This window comes from Kitasatospora sp. MMS16-BH015, assembly GCF_002943525.1.
GTDB lineage: Bacteria > Actinomycetota > Actinomycetes > Streptomycetales > Streptomycetaceae > Kitasatospora.
In genome coordinates this window covers 6,638,448-6,660,275 of sequence record NZ_CP025394.1, presented here as the reverse complement: position 1 = coordinate 6,660,275, position 21,828 = coordinate 6,638,448, and the positions used below count along the sequence as shown (strand labels likewise).

General features: G+C 73.7%; 18 protein-coding genes. 3 read left to right on the top strand and 15 right to left on the bottom strand.

Annotated elements, in window-relative coordinates:
* Nucleotides 1-339: 339 nt before the first annotated feature.
* The 7 genes from CFP65_RS28655 to CFP65_RS28625 form a co-directional block, all read right to left on the bottom strand.
* Nucleotides 340-1,212, bottom strand: coding sequence for a ScpA family protein (locus tag CFP65_RS28655; RefSeq protein WP_104818892.1), 873 nt, complete (start codon nt 1,210-1,212; stop codon nt 340-342).
* A 127-nt stretch (nt 1,213-1,339) separates the two neighbouring features.
* The gene (locus CFP65_RS28650; protein ID WP_104818891.1) at nt 1,340-1,819 is read right to left on the bottom strand and encodes a hypothetical protein; all 480 of its coding nucleotides are present in this window, start codon (nt 1,817-1,819) and stop codon (nt 1,340-1,342) included.
* The gene (locus CFP65_RS28645) at nt 1,816-2,880 is read right to left on the bottom strand and encodes a ParA family protein (protein ID WP_104818890.1); all 1,065 of its coding nucleotides are present in this window, start codon (nt 2,878-2,880) and stop codon (nt 1,816-1,818) included. Before CFP65_RS28645 ends, CFP65_RS28650 begins: the two co-directional genes overlap by 4 nt.
* A gap of 519 nt (nt 2,881-3,399) precedes the next feature.
* Nucleotides 3,400-4,515, bottom strand: coding sequence for an alanine dehydrogenase (ald, locus tag CFP65_RS28640; RefSeq protein WP_104818889.1), 1,116 nt, complete (start codon nt 4,513-4,515; stop codon nt 3,400-3,402).
* Between the two features lie 242 nt (nt 4,516-4,757).
* Nucleotides 4,758-7,043 (bottom strand): tetratricopeptide repeat protein, encoded by a 2,286-nt coding sequence (locus CFP65_RS28635; protein ID WP_158702396.1) that lies wholly within the window; start codon nt 7,041-7,043, stop codon nt 4,758-4,760.
* Nucleotides 7,044-7,328: 285 nt separating this feature from the next.
* Complete coding sequence (locus tag CFP65_RS28630; protein ID WP_254552620.1) at nt 7,329-7,949, bottom strand: NUDIX hydrolase; 621 nt, start codon at nt 7,947-7,949, stop codon at nt 7,329-7,331.
* Nucleotides 7,950-8,074: 125 nt separating this feature from the next.
* Complete coding sequence (locus CFP65_RS28625; RefSeq protein WP_104821194.1) at nt 8,075-9,709, bottom strand: CTP synthase; 1,635 nt, start codon at nt 9,707-9,709, stop codon at nt 8,075-8,077.
* A gap of 449 nt (nt 9,710-10,158) precedes the next feature.
* On the opposite strand from CFP65_RS28625, the gene CFP65_RS28620 reads away from it, so the two are divergent.
* Entirely contained in the window at nt 10,159-12,081 is a 1,923-nt protein-coding gene (locus tag CFP65_RS28620) for a glycoside hydrolase family 15 protein (RefSeq protein ID WP_104818887.1), read from the top strand.
* Between the two features lie 181 nt (nt 12,082-12,262).
* Here CFP65_RS28620 and CFP65_RS28615 read toward each other — a convergent pair whose 3' ends face one another.
* The 3 genes from CFP65_RS28615 to CFP65_RS28605 all read right to left on the bottom strand — a co-directional run bounded on the left by CFP65_RS28615 (nt 12,263) and on the right by CFP65_RS28605 (nt 16,019).
* Nucleotides 12,263-13,423 carry a glycosyltransferase family 4 protein gene (locus CFP65_RS28615; protein ID WP_104818886.1) on the bottom strand — a complete coding sequence of 387 codons (1,161 nt, stop codon included), beginning with the start codon at nt 13,421-13,423 and terminating at the stop codon, nt 12,263-12,265.
* 145 nt (nt 13,424-13,568) lie between these two features.
* On the bottom strand, nt 13,569-15,344 hold the full coding sequence (gene recN / locus CFP65_RS28610; protein WP_104818885.1) for a DNA repair protein RecN: 1,776 nt from the start codon (nt 15,342-15,344) through the stop codon (nt 13,569-13,571).
* A 33-nt stretch (nt 15,345-15,377) separates the two neighbouring features.
* Entirely contained in the window at nt 15,378-16,019 is a 642-nt protein-coding gene (locus CFP65_RS28605; RefSeq protein ID WP_104818884.1) for a YitT family protein, read from the bottom strand.
* Between the two features lie 113 nt (nt 16,020-16,132).
* Here CFP65_RS28605 and CFP65_RS28600 point away from each other — a divergent pair, with 113 nt between their 5' ends.
* Nucleotides 16,133-17,608, top strand: a complete 1,476-nt coding sequence (locus CFP65_RS28600) for a PLP-dependent aminotransferase family protein (protein ID WP_254552619.1) — start codon at nt 16,133-16,135, stop codon at nt 17,606-17,608.
* A gap of 13 nt (nt 17,609-17,621) precedes the next feature.
* Here CFP65_RS28600 and CFP65_RS28595 read toward each other — a convergent pair whose 3' ends face one another.
* The 4 genes from CFP65_RS28595 to CFP65_RS40270 form a co-directional block, all read right to left on the bottom strand.
* Nucleotides 17,622-18,521, bottom strand: a complete 900-nt coding sequence (locus CFP65_RS28595; RefSeq protein ID WP_104818882.1) for an NAD kinase — start codon at nt 18,519-18,521, stop codon at nt 17,622-17,624.
* Nucleotides 18,522-18,587: 66 nt separating this feature from the next.
* Entirely contained in the window at nt 18,588-19,394 is an 807-nt protein-coding gene (locus CFP65_RS28590) for a TlyA family RNA methyltransferase (RefSeq protein ID WP_104818881.1), read from the bottom strand.
* A gap of 45 nt (nt 19,395-19,439) precedes the next feature.
* Entirely contained in the window at nt 19,440-19,595 is a 156-nt protein-coding gene (locus tag CFP65_RS39270; protein ID WP_158702395.1) for a hypothetical protein, read from the bottom strand.
* Nucleotides 19,588-20,217 carry a hypothetical protein gene (locus tag CFP65_RS40270; RefSeq protein WP_217368330.1) on the bottom strand — a complete coding sequence of 210 codons (630 nt, stop codon included), beginning with the start codon at nt 20,215-20,217 and terminating at the stop codon, nt 19,588-19,590. The genes CFP65_RS39270 and CFP65_RS40270 overlap by 8 nt, the downstream gene beginning before the upstream one ends.
* Before the next feature lie 143 nt (nt 20,218-20,360).
* On the opposite strand from CFP65_RS40270, the gene CFP65_RS28580 reads away from it, so the two are divergent.
* Nucleotides 20,361-20,708 (top strand): alkyl sulfatase C-terminal domain-containing protein, encoded by a 348-nt coding sequence (locus CFP65_RS28580; protein WP_104818880.1) that lies wholly within the window; start codon nt 20,361-20,363, stop codon nt 20,706-20,708.
* A 45-nt stretch (nt 20,709-20,753) separates the two neighbouring features.
* Here the strand turns inward: CFP65_RS28580 and CFP65_RS28575 are convergent, their stop codons facing one another.
* Entirely contained in the window at nt 20,754-21,806 is a 1,053-nt protein-coding gene (locus CFP65_RS28575) for an HAD-IIA family hydrolase (protein ID WP_104818879.1), read from the bottom strand.
* Nucleotides 21,807-21,828: the final 22 nt, after the last annotated feature.

The window sequence follows — 21,828 nt, the reverse complement described above, 5'->3', positions numbered from 1 at the left end:
CCGCCCCCGGAGCCTGCGCAACCCCCGGAGCCTCCGGCTCCGCGGGCGCCGGCACCGCGCGCGGCGCCCGGGGCCCGGCGAAGCCGGCCTCCGCCCGGGCCACCGCCTTCACGGCCTCCCGCAGGGCCGGCGGCACCTCGGGGTCGGCGACGCCGGCCTCCGCAGGCCCTCGCAGGGCCCCCAGCGCCCCCGCGGCGCCTGCCTGCGGCTCCACTGCCCCGGCGGGCTCCGCGGCGGCGTAGGGGCCCTCCAGGGCCTCGTAGGCGGGCTCCAGCCACTCGTCCGGGCGGGGGCCCTGGCCCGGGACGCCCAGTGACCGCCGTGCCCTCGGCTGCTCCGTCACGCCGTTCCGCCCTTCGCGGTCTCCGGCTCCACCGGCCGGTCGAACTCGTCCGTCACCGTCACCTGCCGGTCGCCCTCGGCGACCCAGCGCACCAGCAGCTCCCCGAGCGCCTCGGGCTGCTCGAAGGCCAGCGCCTTCTCCCGGTAGAGCTCCAGCAGGGCCAGGAAGCGCGCCACCACCACCAGCGTGGAGTCGGCGTCGGCCGACAGCTGGCGGAAGCTCGCCTCGCCGAGGATCGCCAGCAGCCGGGTGACCACCTCGGCCTGCTCGCGCACGCTCACCGGCGGGGTGTGGATGTGGTCCACGTAGACCACGGGCTTGGGCTTGGGGGCCATGGTGGCGGCGGCCAGCTTGGCGAACCGTTCCAGCCCGATCGTGATGACCACCTCGGGCAGCAGCGCCGCGTGGGCCGGCTCCAGGCCGACCGAGCGGGCCCGGCGCAGCTGCTCGGCCGCGAACCGGTCGCCCAGGATGCCGGCCGCCCGCTTGTAGGCGCGGTACTGCAGCAGCCGGGCGAAGAGCAGGTCGCGGGCCTCGAGCAGGGCCAGGTCCTCCTCGTCCTCGACCTCGGCGGCCGGCAGCAGCCGGGCCGCCTTGAGGTCGAGCAGGGTGGCGGCGACGACCAGGAACTCGGTGGCCGCGTCCAGGTCCCAGTCCGGGCCCATCGCGCGGATGTGGGCCATGAACTCGTCCGTCACGGTGGCCAGCGCCACCTCGGTGACGTCCAGCTTGTGCTTGGCGATCAGGCTCAGCAGCAGGTCGAAGGGGCCCTCGAAGTTCTCCAGCCGCACACTGAAGCCCCCGCGCCGGTCGGCGGCGGTGTCGGCGGCACTGGCTGGGGGTCGGGCTGGTTCGGCATCGCCGCCCATCCTGCCCCACCGGGCGGGCACCCCTGGCCAGCGACAGGCCCGCGCGCCACCGCCCGGCGAGCGCCGGGCGCACGCCCTCGGCCGGGCCACGCGCCGGGCGCCCGTGCGGCGCCCGCGGCGGCGGGGCTCAGCGCCCGCGCAGCCGCCGCACCAGGATGCTGCTCTCGCCGCGCTGCTCCAGATCGGCCAGCACCACGGCGATGGCCTCCCGGACCACCCGGCCGCGGTCCACCGCGAGCCCGTGCTCGCCGCGCAGGACGAGCCGGGCGTGCTCCAGGTCCATCAGCTCTTCGGCGGAGACGTAGACGGTGATCTTCTCGTCGTGCCGCTCGCGCCCGCTGGGCCGCCGGGGCGCCCGGCCCCGGGGGCGGGGCCGCCGGGCGGCGGCCTCCCCGCCCTCCTCCGCCCCGGCGGGGGCGGCGGTGTGCTGCTCGGCCCGTGCGGGCGGCACCTCGCGCCGGGTGGGCGCCTCGGCGGCCTCGGGAGCCGGTTCGGCCGCTCGCGCGGTCTCCGGACGGGGTGCCTCGGCCGGACGCTGCTGCAGGGAGGGCGACAGCGCCATCCCGCCGGTGGTCCGGAACAGCTCGTCGGCCCCCGGGAGACTCACTCGACGGGGCGGCACCGGTCGAGCACCTCCCTGGCGAGCTGACGGTAGGCGGCGGCGCCGACCGAGTTGGTCGCGTACGTGGTGATCGGCTCGCCGGCCACGGTGGTCTCCGGGAAGCGGACGGTCCGTCCGATCACGGTGTGGAACACGTGGTCGCCGAAGGCCTCGACCACCCGGGCCAGCACCTCGCGGCTGTGCACGGTGCGCGAGTCGTACATGGTGGCCAGGATGCCGTCCAGGCGCAGGTCGGGGTTGAGCCGCTCGCAGACCTTCTCGATGGTCTCGGTGAGCAGCGCGACCCCGCGCAGCGCGAAGAACTCGCACTCCAGCGGCACGATGACGCTGTGAGCCGCCGTCAGGGCATTGACCGTCAGCAGGCCCAGGGAGGGCTGGCAGTCGATGATGACGTAGTCGTAGTCGGGCAGCAGCGGCTTCAACGCGCGGGCCAGCGCGGACTCGCGGGCGACCTCGCTGACCAGCTGCACCTCGGCGGCGGAGAGGTCGATGTTCGAGGGCAGCAGGTCCATGCCGGGGACGGCGGTCTTCAGCAGCACCTCATCGGCCGTCAGCCCCCGCTCCATGAGCAGGTTGTAGACCGTGACGTCGAGCTCCATCGGGTTGACGCCGAGGCCGACCGACAGGGCGCCCTGCGGGTCGAAGTCCACCAGCAGCACCCGGCGGCCGTACTCCGCCAGCGCCGCGCCCAGGTTGATGGTCGACGTGGTCTTGCCGACGCCGCCCTTCTGGTTGCACATGGCGATGATCTGCGCGGGGCCGTGCTCGGCCAGCGGCGCGGGGATCGGGAAGTAGGGCAGCGGACGGCCGGTGGGGCCGACCCGCTCGCGTCGCTGACGGGCTGCGTCAGGGGCCAAGGTCGCGGCGTACTCCGGGTCGGGTTCGTATTCGGCGTCCGGGTCGTCGTAGGACCCGTAGGCGAAGTCGCCGTAGGCCAGCCCGTGGGCGGGCAGCTCGGCGTCGTAGTCGGTGGCGGTCGTGGTAGCGACGCTCTGGCGTGCCTCGAAGGTGCGGACCGCGACCGAGCCGACCTCCACCGAGCCCACCGTGGCCTGCCGGGCCGAGTGGTCCTCGTTCGGCTGCCCGGCGCCCGCAGAAAAGTCAGGGGTCTCCGCCAGTCCTGGCTGACCACCCCCGGGAGCAAATGTCGACTCATTCACAAGTCGTCTTACCTCCTTGGGCATCCAGGACTCTATGTCGATTCGTCAGCGTGGCAGCATGCCGACGGTTTGCGACTCTAGGCCGTCTGCGGCGTTCGCAGCAACACAATCCACGGTAGTGGGCCGGATGTGTCGGCCGTCGACCCGGTCGCTGTCAAGGGATCGAGAGGCCCGTGAGCCTAACGTTTCCGCGCACATCGCCCCCTCACCGTGGGTGCGGGCGAGTGGTCGTCACACCGGGCGGGTGACGTGTTGCACATAAATTGACATCTCGTCTCCACCCGCAGGTCACCCGGGGCTTGACAAGTCACCCGCGCATGGGATTCCCCTCGGCTTCCTGCGGGCACGGCGAAGCCCCCGGCCCCGCGCACGGCGGGACCGGGGGCACACTCCACTGACGGATCGTCAGGCGAGCACGCTGTCAAGGGAGACGGACTCCAGGCCGAAGGCCTCGGCGACGGCGCCGTAGGTGATCTGGCCCTCGTGCACGTTCAGGCCCTTGGCCAGCGCGGCGTCGCGGCGCAGCGCCTCCTTCCAACCACGGTTGGCCAGCTCGACGACGTACGGCAGCGTCGCGTTGGTCAGCGCGTAGGTGGAGGTGTTCGGGACGGCGCCCGGCATGTTCGCCACGCAGTAGAAGACCGAGTTGTGGACCTGGAAGGTCGGCTCGGCGTGGGTGGTGGCGTGCGAGTCCTCGAAGCAGCCGCCCTGGTCGATCGCGATGTCGACGAGCACGGAGCCCGGCTTCATCTTGGCGACCAGCTCGTTGGTGACCAGCTTCGGGGCCTTGGCGCCCGGGATCAGCACGGCGCCGATGACCAGGTCGGCCTCGACGACGGCCTTCTCCAGCTCGAAGGAGTTGGAGACGATGGCCTTGACCTTGGTGCCGAAGACCTTGTCGGCCTCGCGCAGCTTGTTGATGTCGCGGTCGAGCAGGGTCACCTCGTAGCCCATGCCGATCGCGATGGTCGCGGCGTGCCAGCCGGAGACGCCGCCGCCGATGACCACGCACTTGGCCGGGTGGGTGCCGGGCACGCCACCGGGCAGGGTGCCGCGGCCGCCGGCCGGGCGCATCAGGTGGTACGAGCCGACCTGCGGGGCCAGCCGGCCCGCGACCTCGGACATCGGGGCGAGCAGCGGCAGCGCGCCGTTGCCCAGCTGCACGGTCTCGTACGCGATCGCGGTGGTGCCGGAGGCGACCAGCGCGTCCGTGCCGGCGCGGTCGGCCGCGAGGTGCAGGTAGGTGAAGAGGGTCTGGCCCTTGCGCAGGCGGTGGTACTCCTGCGCGATCGGCTCCTTCACCTTGAGCAGCAGGTCGGCGGTGGCCCAGACCTCGTCAGCGGTGTCGAGGATGGTGGCGCCGGCGGCCACGTACTCCTCGTTGGGGATCGAGGAGCCGACACCGGCGTTGTCCTCGATGAAGACCTCGTGTCCGTTGCGGACCAGCTCATGCACGCCGGCGGGCGTGATGGCCACGCGGTACTCGTGGTTCTTGACCTCGCGGGGGATGCCGACCTTCACGACTGAACACGTCCCTTTATGCCTGGGGGTCCCGGCCGGGGAAGACCGGCGGGCGACGCGCAAGCGGAAGCCACCGGAGGACACCGGGGCACGCTTCGCTGCGCGACTAAGGTCGAGTGTAATGAAGCCCAGCGGATCCGTCAGCCTTCCAAACTGAATAAATCAGCCGGAGTCATTGGCAGGTTCGTAGGCTTGTAGCGCTACGAACCACCCAAACACTGGACAAAAGGGCAGATCGGACATTACTCCGAAGTCACCCGGAGCCGCTCACCCTCGACCTGTTCCCTCAGCCTTCTCAGGGCCGTACCGACGGCCACCTGGCCCGCCGCGTCCTCCAGCCGGCGCAGCAGTGCGAGCGCCGCCCGGTACTCCCGCTCGGCCTCCTCGAACCGCCGCTGCGCGGTGTGCGCCTCCGCCAGCCGGGCCAGCAACCGGGCCTCGGCGGCCCGCTCCCCCAGGCCCTGCCGCAGCGCCAGCGCCCGGCCGTACCAGTCGGCCGCCCGCACCGCGTCGCCCTGGGCCCGGTGGCAGCCGGCCACGCTCTCCAGCGCCCGCGCGCAGGCCGTCTCGTCCCCGCCCGCCCGGCCGTTCTCCAGGGCCGCCCGGTAGCGCTCGGCCGCCGCCGACCAGCGGCCGGCCGCCCGCTGGAGATCACCCAGGTTGAGCAGCGCGGCCGTCACCCGACGGGAGTCACCCGAGCGCCCCGCGAGCTCGGCCACCAGGCCGTGCAGCCGGTACAGCTCGGCCGGCGCCGCCCGTCCGGTCAGCGGCAGCGCCCGCAGCAGTGCCGTGACCAGCCGCCCGGCCGTCCCGTCCAGGTCCGCCGCCGCCACGGCCTCCTCGGCCGCCCCGATCAGCCCGTCCCGCTCCTCCGCCAACCAGGCCCGGGCCTGCCCGGCCCCGCGCAGCCGCAGCGGCCCCGGCAGCGGATCCGCCACCGACCCCCGCTCCAGCAGCTCCCGCGCCGAATCCACCAGCCGCACCAGCCGCTCCAGCAGCCGGGCCCGCGCCAACTCCACCTCGGCCGCCCGGTCCGCCCCCTCCCGCAGCGCCACCACCCGCCCGTACAGCCGCCCCGGCAGCCGGTACCGCACCACCCCGTCGGCCCCCGCCCCCATCACCTCCACCAGCTCCCGCTCCGCCAACCGCTGCAACACCGCCCCCGCATCCGGCGCCGGACACCCCACCAACGCCGAAGCCGTCCGCAGATCCGCCACCTGCCCCGGCGCCAGCGTCAACATCCGCAGCATCCGCCCCTCCCCGGCGGACAGCGCCCGGTACCCGAGCAGGAACGCCCCGCTCAACGGATCCCCGTCCGCCACCGGGACGGCCCCGCCCGTGGCGGAAGCCCCCTTCGCGGAGCCGTCGGCCACGGCCGGGGCTGCCGGGTCGGCAGACCCGGCGCCGACGGCAGCTCCGGCCGGCCCCGCGAAGCCGGTGGGCACGGCGGAACCGAGCGGCACGACGAAGTCGGCGACCGCCGCAGACCCGGCGAAGCCGGCCGCCGGGGCGGTGTCCGTGACCACGGCCGGTCCACCGGGCGCGCCACCGGGCGCACCACCGGTACGGGCCCCCTGCCGGGAGCGCCCCTGGCCCTGCCCCTCGGCCCGCCCGCCCACCTGATCGTCCGCCGCCTCCGGGTCCGCCTGCCACGGCCCGGTCGGGACGATCCTCGGTACGCCGTCCAGGCCGACCCCGGTGCCCACGTCGAGCTCGGTGTCCGCGTCCACGGCCGCCTCGGCGGCCCGGTTCAGCCGCTCGACCTCCAGCGGGTCGGCCACCTGGCCCGAGGAGCGGCCCTTGCGGCGGCTCTTCCCCCGCCTGCCCTCGGCCGCCGGCGTGGCCGGCTGCGTCACCGCCGCGAGCTCGGCGGCCGCGTCCGTCACGGCGGCCTTGCCGTTGGCCTTGAGCCAGCCGGCCATCAGCCGCAGCGCGGCCGGCCCGGCCCCGCAGGCCTCCACCAGCTTCGCCGCCCCCACCGGGTCACAGCTGATCCGCGTCCCGCCGACCAGCCCGCTCAGCAGCTCGGTGGCGGCGGTCAGCCCGAGACCGCCCAGGATCACCGGGTCGATCCCCTCGATCCCGTTCAGCGGCCCGGCGGTGGTGGCCAGCACCAGGCTGCCCGGCTCCTCCGCGAGCAGCGGCTTCAGCTGCTCGGCCTCCCCCACGTCGTCCAGGACCACCAGCACCCGCCGCCCCCGCAGCGCCGCCCGCCACTCCGCGCAGGCCGGATCCGCCGCCCCCGGCACCGGCTCCGCCGACGCCGACTCCCCCAGCTGCCCCAGCAGCTGCCGCGCCACCCGGCCCGCCGGCAGCAGGCTCCCGTCCGGCGCGGACACCCGCGCGTACAGCACCCCGTCCGGGTACTCCCCGGCCACCGCCCCGGCGTACCGCACGGCCAACGAGGTCCGCCCCGACCCCGGCCGCCCGGCCACCACGAGCACCCCACCCCGCTCACCCGCCGCCGCGAGCGCCGCCAACTCCCCCTGCCGCCCGGCCCAGACGCCGGGCCCGTCCTCCGTCGCCACCAGCGCCACTCCCGACCAGTCGTCCAACGCCGCCCTGTCCGCGAAGCGTAGTTCGACCGGCCTCCTCCTGATCAGTGACACCAGTACTACGACCCGTCAATTCACCCGCGTGGTGAGGGGCGCGGGGAACGGCGCGGCCCACCCTGCACTCTGCCGCTGTCTTACGCAGATGCCCACGTGCACTATCCGATGACGGTGCAAGTGGGCATCTCTGCGATCTCGAAGGCGAGCTACCGGGCCGGGCGCGCAGTTCCCCGCGCCCCTCGATAGTGCAACTGACCCGTCTCAGGAGAAGGGCCTCGCCGGCCACGGCGACTCCGCCGCCCGCAACGAGTCGATCCCCGCCCCCGTCAGCGTGGCGTGCAGCGCCAGCGTCCCCGTGATCAGCGTCGGGTTGTGCAGCTCCCCCGCCAGGACCAGCGCCACGAGCTCATCGAGCGGCACCCGCGCGATCTCGATCTCCAGCTCCTCCCCGTGGGCGGCGTACCGCTCCTCCCCGGCCTCCTCCAGCTCCGTCGCCAGGAAGAGCCGCAGGGCCTCGTCCGTGCCGCCGGGCGAGGTGTAGAAGTCGACCAGCACCTTCCAGGCCCCGGCCTTGCAGTGCGCCTCCTCGTACAGCTCCCGCTGCGCCGCGTGCAGCGGGTTCTCCCCGGGCACGTCCAGCAGGCCGGCCGGCAGCTCCCAGAGCCGCTGGCGGACGGGGTGCCGGTACTGGCGGACGAGCAGCACCCGCCCCTCCCCGTCCAGGGCCAGCACCGAGACCGAGCCCGGGTGGGTCTGGTAGTCCCGGCGGGCGTACGAACCGTCCGGCATCAGCACCTCGTCCGTCCGGACCCCGGTGACCCGCCCCTGGAACGGCACGGACGACGTCCGCACCTCCCACTCCTCCGCCACGTCCTTGATCACGCCGACACACCCCTTCTCGACTTCTCGTCAGTATGACACAAAGTACGGCCCAATCTAACGCCGAACGGCGGCTCCCCGAGTACCGGGGAGCCGCCGTTCCTACGACACCGTGACTTACCGCTGGCTTACTGGGCGTCGGTCTTGATCTTGATCGCCGCCGCGACCAGACCCGCGAAGAGCGGGTGCGGGCGGGTCGGGCGGGACTTCAGCTCCGGGTGGGCCTGGGTGGCCACCAGGTAGGGGTGGACCTCGCGCGGGTACTCGACGTACTCGACCAGGTCGCCCTTCGGGGAGAGGCCGGAGAACTGCAGGCCGGTCTTCTCGAGGTCGGCGCGGTAGGCGTTGTTGACCTCGTAGCGGTGGCGGTGGCGCTCCTCCACGTACTGCTCGCCGGCGTAGACCTCGCGGACGATCGAGCCCTCGGCCAGCTTGGCCGGGTAGAGGCCGAGCCGCATGGTGCCGCCCAGGTCGCCCTTGCCGTCCACGATCGCCAGCTGCTCGGCCATGGTGGAGATGACCGGGTACTTGGCCGCCGCGTCGAACTCGGTGGAGTTCGCCTCGGGCAGGCCGGCCAGGTTGCGGGCGGCCTCGATGACCACGCACTGCAGGCCCAGGCAGAGGCCGAGCAGCGGGATCTTGTTCTCGCGGGCGTAGGTGATCGCCGCGACCTTGCCGTCCACGCCGCGGTCGCCGAAGCCACCGGGGATGCAGATCGCGTCCACGTCACCGAGCTGCTCCTGCGCACCCTCGGGGGTGGTGCAGTCGTCGGAGGTGACCCACTTGATCTCGACCCGGGCGTTGTTGGCGAAGCCGCCGGCCCGCAGCGCCTCGGTCACCGAGAGGTAGGCGTCGGGGAGGTCGATGTACTTGCCGACCAGGGCCACCTTCACGATGTGCTGGGGCTCGTGCACCCGGCGCAGCAGGTCGTCCCAGGTGGTCCAGTCCACGTCGCGGAACGGCAGGTCCAGGCGGCGCACCACGTACGCGTCCAGGCCCTCGCCGTGCAGCACCTTGGGGATGTCGTAGATCGACTTGGCGTCGATGGCCGCGACCACGGCCTCCTCGTCCACGTCGCACATCAGCGAGATCTTGCGCTTGATGGCGCTCGGCACCTCGCGGTCGGCGCGCAGCACGATGGCGTCCGGCTGGATGCCGATGTTGCGCAGCGCGGCCACCGAGTGCTGGGTGGGCTTGGTCTTCAGCTCGCCCGAGGGGCCGATGTACGGCAGCAGGGAGACGTGCACGAAGAAGACGTTGTCCCGGCCGACCTCGTGGCGGACCTGGCGGACGGCCTCCAGGAACGGCAGCGACTCGATGTCGCCGACGGTGCCGCCGACCTCGGTGATGACCACGTCCACGTCCTCGGTCGCCATCCGGCGGATCCGGGACTTGATCTCGTTGGTGATGTGCGGGATGACCTGGACGGTGTCGCCCAGGTACTCGCCGCGGCGCTCCTTGGCGATGACCGTCGAGTACACCTGGCCGGTGGTGACGTTCGCCGAGCCGTGCAGGTTGGTGTCGAGGAAGCGCTCGTAGTGACCGATGTCGAGGTCGGTCTCGGCGCCGTCGTCGGTGACGAAGACCTCACCGTGCTGGAACGGGTTCATCGTGCCCGGGTCCACGTTGAGGTACGGGTCGAGCTTCTGCATCGTCACGCGGAGACCGCGGGCCTTGAGCAGGGCGCCGAGGCTAGAGGCGGTGAGCCCCTTGCCGAGCGAAGAGGCGACACCCCCGGTGACGAAGAGGTGCTTGGTCGTCACGGCGCGGCCGTTAGCCGACTTGCCGGAATGGGGCTGTGCCAAGAGGGGGCTCCCGTGGGTCGCGTGTCGTAAGTGACGCTGGTGGTGGGGCCTGAGGCTCGTCCGAACTCACCAGTCCACGGGATACCAGGGTATCAGCGCCCCGACCAGACCGCGTTCGGGCCCACGCCGACGCGCCTGCGGAGGGGTCACCGCACGCCCGTCCGAGTGAATCGGAGTTGCTCCAGTCGGACCAACTCCTCCTCAACTCGGCCCCTCTGGGGCAGTACGGGGCGCGGTAGGCGTGCTCCGCGCCCCACCAGCGTCGTAAGCTGCACGGACGCATCGCCGACAAACAGAGCACGCGGAGGGCGAGGGGCTCACTCTGACGGTCTCCGTGCGCGCAGGCAAGCCGTAAGCGTTCCGCAGTCGGACGCCCGCCGAGCACATCTTGCGAACTGGAGACTCACGTGGCCGGCCGTATCGAGGATTACGCACTCATCGGGGACATGCAGACCGCCGCCCTGGTCAGCAGGGACGGGGCCGTGGACTGGCTCTGTCTGCCCAGATTCGACTCCCCGGCCGTCTTCGCCGGGCTGCTCGGCACCGACGAACACGGCTTCTGGCGGATCGGCCCGGCCGAACCGGTGACCGCGCCGCTGGTGCCGCGGCCGATCCCGAAACCCCCGTGCGACCTGGGCGGCGAGGTGCGGCCGGTGCCCGAGACGGCCGCCGCGCCCGCGGTGCCGGCCGACCGGCGCCGCTACCGGGGCGACTCGCTGATCCTGGAGCAGGAGTGGGACAGCCAGGGCGGCACCGTCCGGGTGATCGACTTCATGCCGCCGCGCCCGCTCACCGGTACCGAATCGGTCCCGCAGATGATCCGGATCGTCGAGGGCCTCAAGGGCAGGGTCCGGATGCGTTCGGCCGTCCGGATGAGGTTCAGCTACGGCCGGGTGGTGCCCTGGGTGCACCGCGTCGAGCAGGCCGACGGCACCCACCGCACCGCCGCCGTGGCCGGCCCCGACTCGGTCTGGCTGGACGGCGAGGCCGAGACCTACGGCCGCGACCTGACCACCTACGCCGACTTCACCGTCTCCGCCGGCGAGCGGATCGCCTTCGCGCTCACCTGGCAGGCCTCCCACCTGCCCGCCCCGAACCCGCCGGACGCCGAGAGCCAGCTCGTCGACACCGAGCAGTTCTGGGAGGAGTGGGTCAGCCAGTGCACCTACCAGGGCCCCTACCGCGAGGCCGTGGTCCGCTCCCTGATCACCCTCAAGGGCCTCACCTACGCCCCCACCGGCGGCATCGTCGCCGCCCCCACCACCTCGCTGCCCGAGGACATCGGCGGCGAGCGGAACTGGGACTACCGCTACACCTGGCTGCGCGACGCCGCCATCACCCTCTCCTCGCTGCTGCGCACCGGCTACCGCGACGAGGCCCGGGCCTGGCGCGAGTGGCTGCTGCGCGCGGTCGCCGGTGACCCGGAGAACCTCCAAATCATGTACGGCATCGCGGGCGAACGCGAGCTGACCGAATCCTCCCTCGACTGGCTGCCAGGCTACGAGGGCTCCCAGCCCGTCCGGATCGGCAACGGCGCGGCCGGCCAGCTCCAACTGGACGTCTACGGCGAGGTGGTCGAGGCCCTGCACCTGGCCCACATGACCGGCCTGACCCGCAACGACCACGCCCACCACCTCCAGCTCAAGCTGATCGGCTACCTGGAGCGGCACTGGCAGGAGCCGGACGAGGGCATCTGGGAGGTGCGCGGCCCCCGCCGCCACTTCGTCCACTCCAAGGTGATGGCCTGGGTCGCCGTGGACCGCACCATCAAGCTCCTCGAGCAGTCCCCCGCCGACGGCCCGCTGGAGCGCTGGCGCGAGCTGCGCGACACCATCCACCGGGACGTCTGCGAGAAGGGCTACGACCCCGACCGCAACACCTTCACCCAGTACTACGGTGGCACCGAGCTGGACGCCTCCCTGCTGCTCATCCCGCAGGTCGGCTTCCTCCCGCCGGACGACAAGCGGGTGATCGGCACCATCGAGGCCATCCAGCGCGAACTCTCCACCGAGGACGGCTTCGTCCTGCGCTACCCCACCCACGACGAGGACGGCAACAACGTCGACGGCCTCTCCGGCCACGAGGGCGCCTTCCTCGCCTGCTCCTTCTGGCTCGCCGACGACCTCGCCATGATCGGCCGCGTCCAGGAGGCCCGCGAACTCTTCGACAAGCTCCTCTCCCTCCGCAACGACCTCGGCCTCCTGGCCGAGGAGTGGGACCCCCGCCTCAAGCGCCAGGTCGGCAACTTCCCCCAGGCCTTCAGCCACGTCCCCCTGATCGACACGGCCCTGCGGCTCACCGCCTGCGCAGGTGCTTACCTGACGGTGTAACCACCAGGGGCGCGGGGAACGGCGCGGCCAGCCCTCGACACTCCCGCTGTCTTACACAGATGCCCACTTGCACTATCCGTTGACGGTGCAAGTGGGCATCTCTGCGATCTTGAAGGCGAGCTACCGGGCCGGGCGCGCACGCAGTTAATTCAGCAGGGCCCCGCGCCCCTGGAGGTGCAACCTAAGCTTGGCGGCTCACCAGTTCGTCGTAGGTGGATAGCACCTGCGCGACCGTATCCGCCTCGTCCGGCCAGGTCTGCGCCTGCAGCTTGCCCGCCGCCGCCAGCGCGGTGCGCCGCTCCTCCGACTCCAGCAGCTCCCGTACGGCCGCGCCCAGCGCCTCCGCATCCCCGTACGGGACCAGTACCGCCGCGTCGCCCACCAGCTCCGGCACCCCGCCCACCGCCGTGGAGACCACCGGCACGCCGGCCCGCATCGCCTCCTGGACGACCAAAGACCGTGCCTCCCAGCGCGAACTGAGCGCCACCACATCGGCCGCCGCCAGCAGATCCGGCACGTCCGTCCGGTACCCGAGCAGTTCCACCGGAAGGGACTCCGCCGCGATCCGCTCCCGCAGGTCATCCGCCTCGGGGCCGTCCCCGGCGATCAGCACCGCCGCGTCCGGGCCGAAGCCACGCGCGGCGTCGAGCAGCAGGCCGAAGGACTTCTGCGCCACCAGGCGCCCGATCGCCAGCACCACCGGCCGGTCCGTCCGGCCGCCGAGCAGCTTGGCCCGGGCGGCCTCGCGGTCGAGGGTGCCCGGCGGCATCGGGGGCGCGGCCACCGGGCCGAGCCGGGCGTCGGAGGCGCCGAGCTCACGGGCCCGGGCGACCAGGTCCGAGGAAGCACCGAGCACCAGGTCGGCGGCCCGGGCCACCCGCCGTTCCATCAGCCGCTGGAGCCGGCGGTCCAGGCCGGTGGCGAGCATCGCGTGGTGCGAGGTGACCACCAGCGGGGTCTCGGGCCGCAGGCCGGGGAAGCGCCCGGCCGTCCGCAGTGCGAGGTCGGAGAGCAGGCCGGCCCGCAGGCCGTGCGCGTGCACCACGTCGGCGCCGGTGAAGGCGCGCCGCAGCTCGCCGATCGCGGCGGCGTCGCTGCGCGCGCCGGCCGTCGGGGTGATGTCGACCAGGTGGAAGCGGGCGCCCGTCCGGGAGAAGCCGAACAGGGCGTCCGTCCCGGCGGGGGCGCAGACCGTCACGGTGACGCCGTGGGCCACCAGGCCCTGGGCGAGCGATCGGCAGTGGGCGCCGATGCCGCCGGTGCTGGCGGCCAGCACGAGCACCACGTGCAACTGCCCGCGCTCGACGGCGGCTGCGGTGGCCCTGGTGACGGATTGGTCCACTTCTGTCTCGCTCCGAACTCGTAACACGGACTCACGCCGGGGGCGGGGTGTGCCCCCGCGCGGCGCTCGGGACTGGGGTGCCAGTGTCCAGCCGCCACCATGCCAGGTCCGGCCGGTGCTTGGACAGTCGGCACCCCGGGTACCGTCACTCCCCCCGAGGGGCCCGGGCGGCGGCCAGCAGCTCCTCCGCGTGCGCACGGCCGAGTTCGGAGTCCTCCAGACCGGCCAGCATCCGCGAGAGTTCGCGCACCCGCTCCTCGTCGTTCAACACCTTGACCCCGCTGCGGGTGACGGTGCCGTCGCTGGTCTTCTCGACCACCAGGTGGCGGTCGGCGAAGGCGGCTACCTGCGGCAGGTGGGTGACCACCACGACCTGGGCGCTCTGGGCGAGCTTGGCCAGGCGCCGGCCGATCTCCACCGCGGCCTTGCCGCCGACGCCGGCGTCCACCTCGTCGAAGAGGTAGGTCGGCACCGGGTCGGCACCGGCGAAGACCACCTCGACGGCCAGCATCACCCGGGAGAGTTCACCGCCCGAGGCGCCCTTGGCGATCGGCCGGGGCACCGCGCCCGGGTGCGGGGCGAGGAGCACCTCGACTTCGTCGACTCCGTGCGAGCCGTACGAGACCGTCCGGTCCTCGAACTCGATCCCGGCCGGGTCGTCCACCCGGCTCAGCGCGAAGGTGACCCGGGCGTGCGGCATGGCCAGCTCGGCCAGCTCGGCGGAGACCGCCTCGGCGAACCGCCCGGCCGCCGCGTGCCGGGCCGCCGAGACCTCGCCCGCCAGCTGGGCCAGCTCGGCCCGCAGCTCGGTCTCCCGGGCGCCGAGCTCGTCGATCCGCTCGTCGTCCCCGTCCAGTTCGAGCAGCCGCACCGAGCCCGCCTCGGCCCAGGCGATCACCTCGGCCAGCGAGTTGTCGGGGCCGCCGTACTTGCGCACCAGGTGGGCCAGCACGGCCCGGCGGTCCTCCACGGCGGCCAGGCGCACCGGGTCGGCGTCCAGGTCCTCCGCGTAGCCGGCCAGATCGGCCGAGACGTCGGCCAGCAGGTAGCCGACCTCGCTGACCCGCTCGGCCAGCGCGCCGAGCCGCTCGTCGTGGCCGCGCACCGACTCCAGCGCCCGGCGGGCCTGGGCCAGCAGGGTGCCCGCGTCCACCGAGTCGGGCTCGGCCGGGTCGCCCGCGAGGGCGCTGTGGGCCATGGTGGCGGCCATCGAGAGGGCGTCGGCGTGGCCGAGCCGCTCGGCCTCGGCGGCCAGCTCCGCGTCCTCGCCGGCCACCGGCTCGGCGGCGGCGATCTCCTCCAGGCCGAAGCGGAGCAGATCGGCCTCCTGGGCCCGCTCCCGGGCCCGGGTGGTCAGCTCCTCCAGGGTCGCGGCCACCTCGCGCAGCTCGCGGTAGACCTCGCGGTAGCGGCCCAGCGGCTCGGCCACCGCGGCGCCCGCGTACCGGTCCAGCGCGCCGCGCTGGCGGGAGGGGCGCAGCAGGCGCTGCTGGTCGGTCTGGCCGTGCACCGCGATCAGGTCCTCGCCGAGCTCGGCGAGCAGGCCCACCGGCACGCTCCGGCCGCCGACGTGGGCGCGCGAGCGCCCCTCGGCCGAGACGGTGCGGCTGATCAGCAGCTCGCCCTCGTCCAGCTCGGCCCCGGCCTCCTGGGCCCGGGCCGCCACCGGCGAGCCCTCGGGCAGGGCCAGCCGGCCTTCCACCACGGCCCGCTCGGCACCCCGGCGCACCAGGCCCGGATCGGCCCGGCCGCCAAGCAGCAGGCCCAGGCTGGTCACCACCATGGTCTTGCCCGCACCGGTCTCGCCCGTCACCGCCGTGAAGCCCGGGGCCAGTTCGACCACCGCGTCGTCGATGACGCCAAGATCCCGTATCCGCATCTCGTCCAGCACGGAGACGACCTTACGGTGGCCGACCCCCATCGCGCGACGAGCACCGGTGGCCGGGGCCCAAGTTCATCCCATCCGGTCGCTCTCGGGCACGGTGCACCAGCGCAGGAAGAACTGTGCCAGCGGGCCGATCGCCAGAGCATAGAGGAGGGTACCGACACCGGCGCTGCCGCCCAGCGCGATGCCCGCCAGCAGCACGGTCAGCTCGATGCCGGTGCGGATCAGCCGCAGCGACCAGCCGGTCTTGCGGTGCAGCCCGGTCATCAGGCCGTCCCGCGGCCCCGGGCCCAGCCGGGCGCCGATGTACAGGCCGGTGGCCAGCCCGTTCAGCAGGATCCCGAAGGCCAGCAGGCCCGCCCGGGCCGCCCAGCCGGCCGGGGTGGCCACCAGGTGCAGGGTGAGGTTCATCGCCGCCCCGAGCACCAGCACGTTGCCGACGGTGCCCACCCCCGGGCGCTGGCGCAGCGGGATCCAGAGCAGCAGCACGGCCGCGCCGGTGAGCGTCACCCAGCCGCCGATGCTGCCGCCGAGGTGCTCGCGCAGGCCCTGGTGCAGCACGTCCCACGGGTTGACCCCGAGGGCGGCGCGCATCATCAGCGCCATGCTGGCGCCGTACAGGCCCAGACCGAGCAGCAGCTGCGGCAGGCGGCGGCCGAGCCGCTCGCCGCGCCAGGCGAAGGTGGGTGTGAGGGAGGCGGAGACGGCCACGGGAGGTCCTCGCTACTGGGCAGCCACTTGGCGACCGGCGGGCCGCCCTGCCATCATGGGCAGTCCACCTGGGCCGACTCCAGGTCCAATCCGAGCCAAGTGGACTGATCAGCGTGGCCGACTGGCAGAGCACCGTGACCCCGCCCGCCCTCGCCCGCCTGCTCGCCGGCGCCCCGCCCACCGAGGAGCGCACCGCCTACCGCCGGCTCGCGGCCCAGCTGCGCTCCCTGGTCTCGGCCGGCCGCCTGCCCGTCGGCACCCGGCTGCCCGCCGAACGCGAGCTCGCCCAGGCCCTCACCCTCAGCCGCACCACCGTGGCCACCGCCTACGAGAGCCTGCGCTCCGAGGGCTACCTGCGCAGCCGTCGCGGCTCCGGCAGCTGGACGGCCCTGCCCGAGGGCAGCCGGCCCCCCGGCGACGCCCTGCACCCCGTCCCGCCCCACGAGAGCGGCCACCTGGTCGACCTCGGCGTCGCCTCCCTCCCCGCGCCCCAGCCCTACCTCGGCGAGGCCGCCGCCCGCGCCGTCGAACAGCTCCCCGCCTACGCCACCGGGCACGGCCAGTACCCCACCGGCGTCCCCGTCCTGCGCGAGGCGATCGCCCGCCGCTTCACCGAACGCGGCCTGCCCACCACCCCGGACCAGATCCTGGTCACCACCGGCGCGATGAGCGCCCTCCACCTCTTCCAGCGCACCCTGCTCAACCGGGGCGACCGGGTCGCCGTCGAGGCCCCCGGCTACGCGCACACCCTGGGCCTGCTCCAGCGCGAGGGCGCCCGTCTGGTCCCCGTCCCGCTGGCCCGCCCGGGCGGCGACACCGCCCTCCCCCGCTGGGACACCGAGGAGTGGTCCCGCGTACTGCGCGGCGCGGCCCCCCGGGCCGCCTTCGTCGTCCCCGACTTCCACAACCCCACCGGCGCCCTGATCGAGGAGGAGCAGCGCCGCACCCTGCTGGCCGCCGCCCGCACCTCGGGCACCGTGGTCGTGGTGGACGAGACCCCGGCCGAACTCGACTGGGGCACCGACCGGATGCCCCTGCCCACGGCCGCCCTCGACCGGGCCGCCCAGACCGTTACCGTCGGCTCCGCCAGCAAGATCCTCTGGGGCGGCCTGCGGATCGGCTGGCTACGCGCCCAGCCCGCCCTGATCCGCCGCCTCGCCGCCGAACGCGTCTACACCGACGTCGGCACCCCCGTACTCGACCAGCTCATCGCGGCCCACCTGCTCGACCACGCCCTCCCCGAGGTCCGCGCCCACCAGCACGCCCGCATGCGCGACACCGCCCACGCCCTGGCCGCGGCGCTGCGCACCCAGCTTCCCACCTGGCAGTTCGCCCTCCCCCGGGGCGGCCTCTGCCTCTGGGTAGCCACCGACGGCCACTCCACCACCGCCCTCGCCGAGACCGCCGACCCCCAGGGCCTACGCCTCGCCCCGGGCCCCAGCTTCGCCACCGACGGCACCCTGGAGCCCTACCTCCGCCTCCCCCTCACCATCCCGGCAGACCAGGTGGAAGACGCCGTCACTCGACTCCGAACAGTAACCATGGGGGCTCGGGGAACTGCGAGGGCAACCCGTGGGGCGCTCACCTAACTGGTAAACACGCTCAGCAGGAAGCCCGCCCCCGCCACCCCGTCACCGGCAGGGCGAACTTGGCGACCAACCGATCCGTGAACGGCGCCCGGTGCAACCGCGCCAAGCGGACCGGCACCCGCCCCCGCCGCACCTCCACCCGAGCCCCCGCCGGCAACTCCACCGACCGACGCCCGTCACACCACAGCACCCCGTGCGGCGTCTTCGGCTGCACCTCCACCGCCAGCACCGAATCCGGCGAGGTCACCAACGGCCGCGCGAACAGCGCATGCGCACTGATCGGCACCATCAGCAGCGCCTCCACCTCCGGCCAGACCACCGGCCCGCCGCCGGAGAACGCGTACGCCGTCGACCCGGTCGGCGTGGAGAGCACGACTCCGTCACATCCGAAGTTGGAGACCGGCCGGCCGTCCACCTCCGTCACGACCTCCAGCATCCGCTCCCGCACGGCCTTCTCGACCGAGGCCTCGTTCAGCGCCCAGTCCTCGTGCACCACGTCACCGTTGGTCCGCACGACCACGTCGAGGGTCATCCGGTCCTCGATCTCGTAGTCGGCGTCCACCACCCGGTCGACCACCACGGCCAGATCGTCCCGCTCGGCCTCGGCCAGGAAGCCGACCCGCCCCAGGTTGATCCCCAGCATCGGCAGCCCGGACTCCCGGGCCAGCTCGGCCCCCCGCAGCAGCGTGCCGTCCCCGCCGGCCACCAGGATCAACTCGCAGCCGTCGGCGGCCCCGTGGCCGCCCGCCACCAGCTCGACCCCGTCCGGCAGATCGAGGTCCACGGCCTCGACGGCGAGCAGCCTGATCCTGATCCCGGCCTTGACCAGCCCCTGCACCAGGCCCTCGACGCTGCGCAGCGCCGCCTCCCGGCCGGTGTGCGCGATCAGGAAGACCGTACGTTCGTCGTTCATGCTGCCCTCTCTACCCCGGCGGCGGCCACCACGTCACCCGTACCGGCCGAACGTCTGCCAAGTACCCTACCGAGGGCCCTCGGCAACAGCCCGGTCCGCCTCCGCCGGGTCCAGCCGCTCGGCGCCCCGCCGCAGCCACAGGAAGTACTCCACGTTGCCCGAGGGCCCCGGCAGCGGGCTCGCCGTCACGGCCACCACCCCGAGCCCGAGCTCCCAGGCCTGGTCGGCCACCCGCCGGACCATCTCGGCCCGCAGCTCCGGGCTGCGCACCACGCCGCCGCTGCCGAGCCGCTCCTTGCCGATCTCGAACTGCGGCTTGACCATCATCACCAGGTCCGCGTCCTCGGCGCAGCACCCGGCCAGCGCCGGCAGCACCAGCCCCAGCGAGATGAACGACAGGTCACCCACCACCAGGTCGACCGGCTCCCCGCCGATCTGCGCCGGCGTCAGCTCCCGCACGTTCGTCCGGTCCATCACGACCACACGCTCGTCGCTCTGCAGGCTCCAGGCCAGCTGCCCATAGCCGACGTCCACCGCGAGCACCTGCCGGGCCCCGGCCCGCAGCAGCACGTCCGTGAACCCGCCGGTCGAGGCCCCGGCGTCCAGCGCCCGGCGGCCCTCGACCACCAGCCCCTGCGGCACGAAGGCCGCGAACGCCCCGGCCAGCTTGTGCCCGCCCCGCGACACGTAGTCCGGGTCGTTCTCGTCCGCGGCCACCACCACGGCCGCCGCGGTCTCCACCTGCGTCGCCGGCTTGGTCGCGGTCGTACCCCCGACCGTCACCCGCCCGGCCGCGATCAGCTCACTCGCGTGCTCCCGCGAACGGGCGAGCTTACGGCGGACGAGCTCCGCGTCGAGTCGGCGTCGTGCCACTGCCACTGGTGCTTCAGCTCCTGCTACTCCGGTACCGCCACGGTCTCAACTCGGCCGGTCGAGCCCCGCGAGGGTCTCCACCAACCGCTGGTGTACATCTTCGTACACCGCGACGTGCTCCCCCGTCTCCACCCCGTCCAGCTCCGCCAACCGCGCCAGCGCCGCATCCACCTCCGGATGCCCGGTCAGCTCCTCACTCACCCTCACCCACCGCCTTCCGCGGCGCGGCCTTCTTCGTCGTGGCCTTCTTGGCGGGCGTGGCCTTCTTCGCCGTCGCCTTCTTCACCGCTGCCTTCTTCGCCGGCGCCGTCTTCTTCGCGGAGGTCTTCTTCACCGCCGCCTTCTTCACCGGAGCGGCAGCCGCCACCACCGGCGCCTCGTCCAGCGGCACTTCCTCGAACTCCGGCTCCGGCTCCGTCTCCGGCTCCCGCGCCTCCGCCGGTACGGGCTCCGCCTCCCAGCCCGTCTCGAACAGGCCCTCCGCCCGCGACTTCGGCGGCGCCGCCGCAGGCTCCGGAGCCGCCGGCTCCTCGACCTCGCGCAGCTTGCTCTCCAGGTAGCCGAGCACCACGCCGACCTTCACCACCTGGTCGCCGACCAGCTCGAAGGCCCGCTCGGTCTCGCTCTTCACCACGCCGACCGCCAGGTCCACCCCGGCCCGGCCGGCCGTGACGGCCTCACCGGCCAGCGTCCGCAGCGACTTCACGGTCGGCGGGAAGGGTTCGGCGGCCATCCGCTCCAACAGCCCCTCGGCCCGCTTCCCGGCCTCCGCCACCACCACGGCAGCGACCGTGGTCACCCCGCGCACCACACTCCGCAGCATCCGCCTGCCTCCTCGACCACGTACCGGGCACCGCCTCGACGCTACCCCCTGCACGCCTCCCCCCGCCGCCGTTACACCCGGGACGAGTGGGCCACTCGGGTACGGTAGGCGCCGACCGGACCGGACGGGAGAGCAGCGAGACCATGGCCACCACCGAGCAGTGCCGCGAAGCCCTCGAGCAGCTCAGCCGCAACCTGGCGGGCACCGGCGGAGAGGTCCGCAAGGCCACCAGCCTCGACCGCTCCCTGAGCTGCCACCTCACCGACCTGGCCACCAGCTTCACCGGCCGCCTCCAGGACGGCGCCCTCACCGGCATCACGGAGAACCCCGGCCCGCCCCCCACCAAGGCCGAGATCCGCCTCACCATGACCTCCGACGACCTCGTCGCCTTGGTCGCCGGCCGACTCTCCTTCGCCCCGGCCTGGGCCACCGGCCGCATCAAGCTCGAAGCCGGCCTCCGTGACCTCCTGCGCCTGAAGTCCCTGCTCTAGTTGCACCATCCAGGGGTGCGAGGCCCCCGCACCCCCGCAGCCGCCTTACAACCCCAGCTCCAACAGCGCCTTCGCGCCGTCCACCCCCGAGCCCTCCCGGTCCACCCAGGCCCAAGCCGCCCCGCAGAGCGCCCTCAGCCCGTCATACAGATCGCCGCCCCCGGCGACCCGCAGCTCCCCACCGTCCACCCAGGCCCGGTACCCGCCGCACACAAAGACACCCTCACCGGTCTCCGACACGGCCGGCGCAGCAACGAGCAGACCCCGCAGATCCGCCGCCACGTACGTCGGCCGGTGCTCCACCGGAGCACCGAGCACCTGCGCAGCGGTCGTCACCCCGGTGAAGACCAGCAGCGAGTCCACCCCGCCGTTGAAGGCCCCCTCGATGTCGGTGTCCAGCCGGTCGCCGACCACCAGCGGCCGCTTCGCGCCCGTCCGGATCACCGTCTCCCGGTGCATCGGCGGCAGCGGCTTGCCCGCCACCTCCGGCTCGACGCCCGTGGCCGTCCGCACGGCGGCGACCAGCGTGCCGTTGCCCGGCGCGATCCCCCGCGCCGTCGGCACGGTGAGGTCCGTGTTCGAGGCCACCCAGGGCAGCCCGGCAGCCACCGCGTACGAGGCCTCGGCCAGCTCCGCCCAGCCCACCGAGGGGTCGTAGCCCTGCACCACGGCCGCCGGGCCCTCGGCCAGGCTCCGGACGGCCTCCAGCCCGTGCTCGGCCAGCGCCTCCACCAGCCCGGCCCCGCCGACCACCAGCACCTTCGCCCCGGCCGGCACCTTCGCCGCCACCAGCCGCGCCGCGGCCTGCGCCGAGTTGATCACGTCCTCGGCCACCGCCGGCACGCCCAGCTCGGTCAGGTGCTCGGCCACCACCCGCGGCGGACGGGAGGCGTTGTTGGTGACGTACGCGAGCCGCATCCCGGCCTCCCGCGCCGCGGCCAGCGAATCCACGGCGTGCTCGATCGCGTCCGGCCCGGCGTAGACCACCCCGTCCAGGTCGAGCAGGGCCGTGTCGTACGCCTCCGTCAGCGGCCGGTCACACCCCCCGGGAAGGATCCGGGGCTCGGTGCCGGTCTGCTCAGCGGCGGTGTCCGCCATCCTGCTCCACCTCGTACGTCGG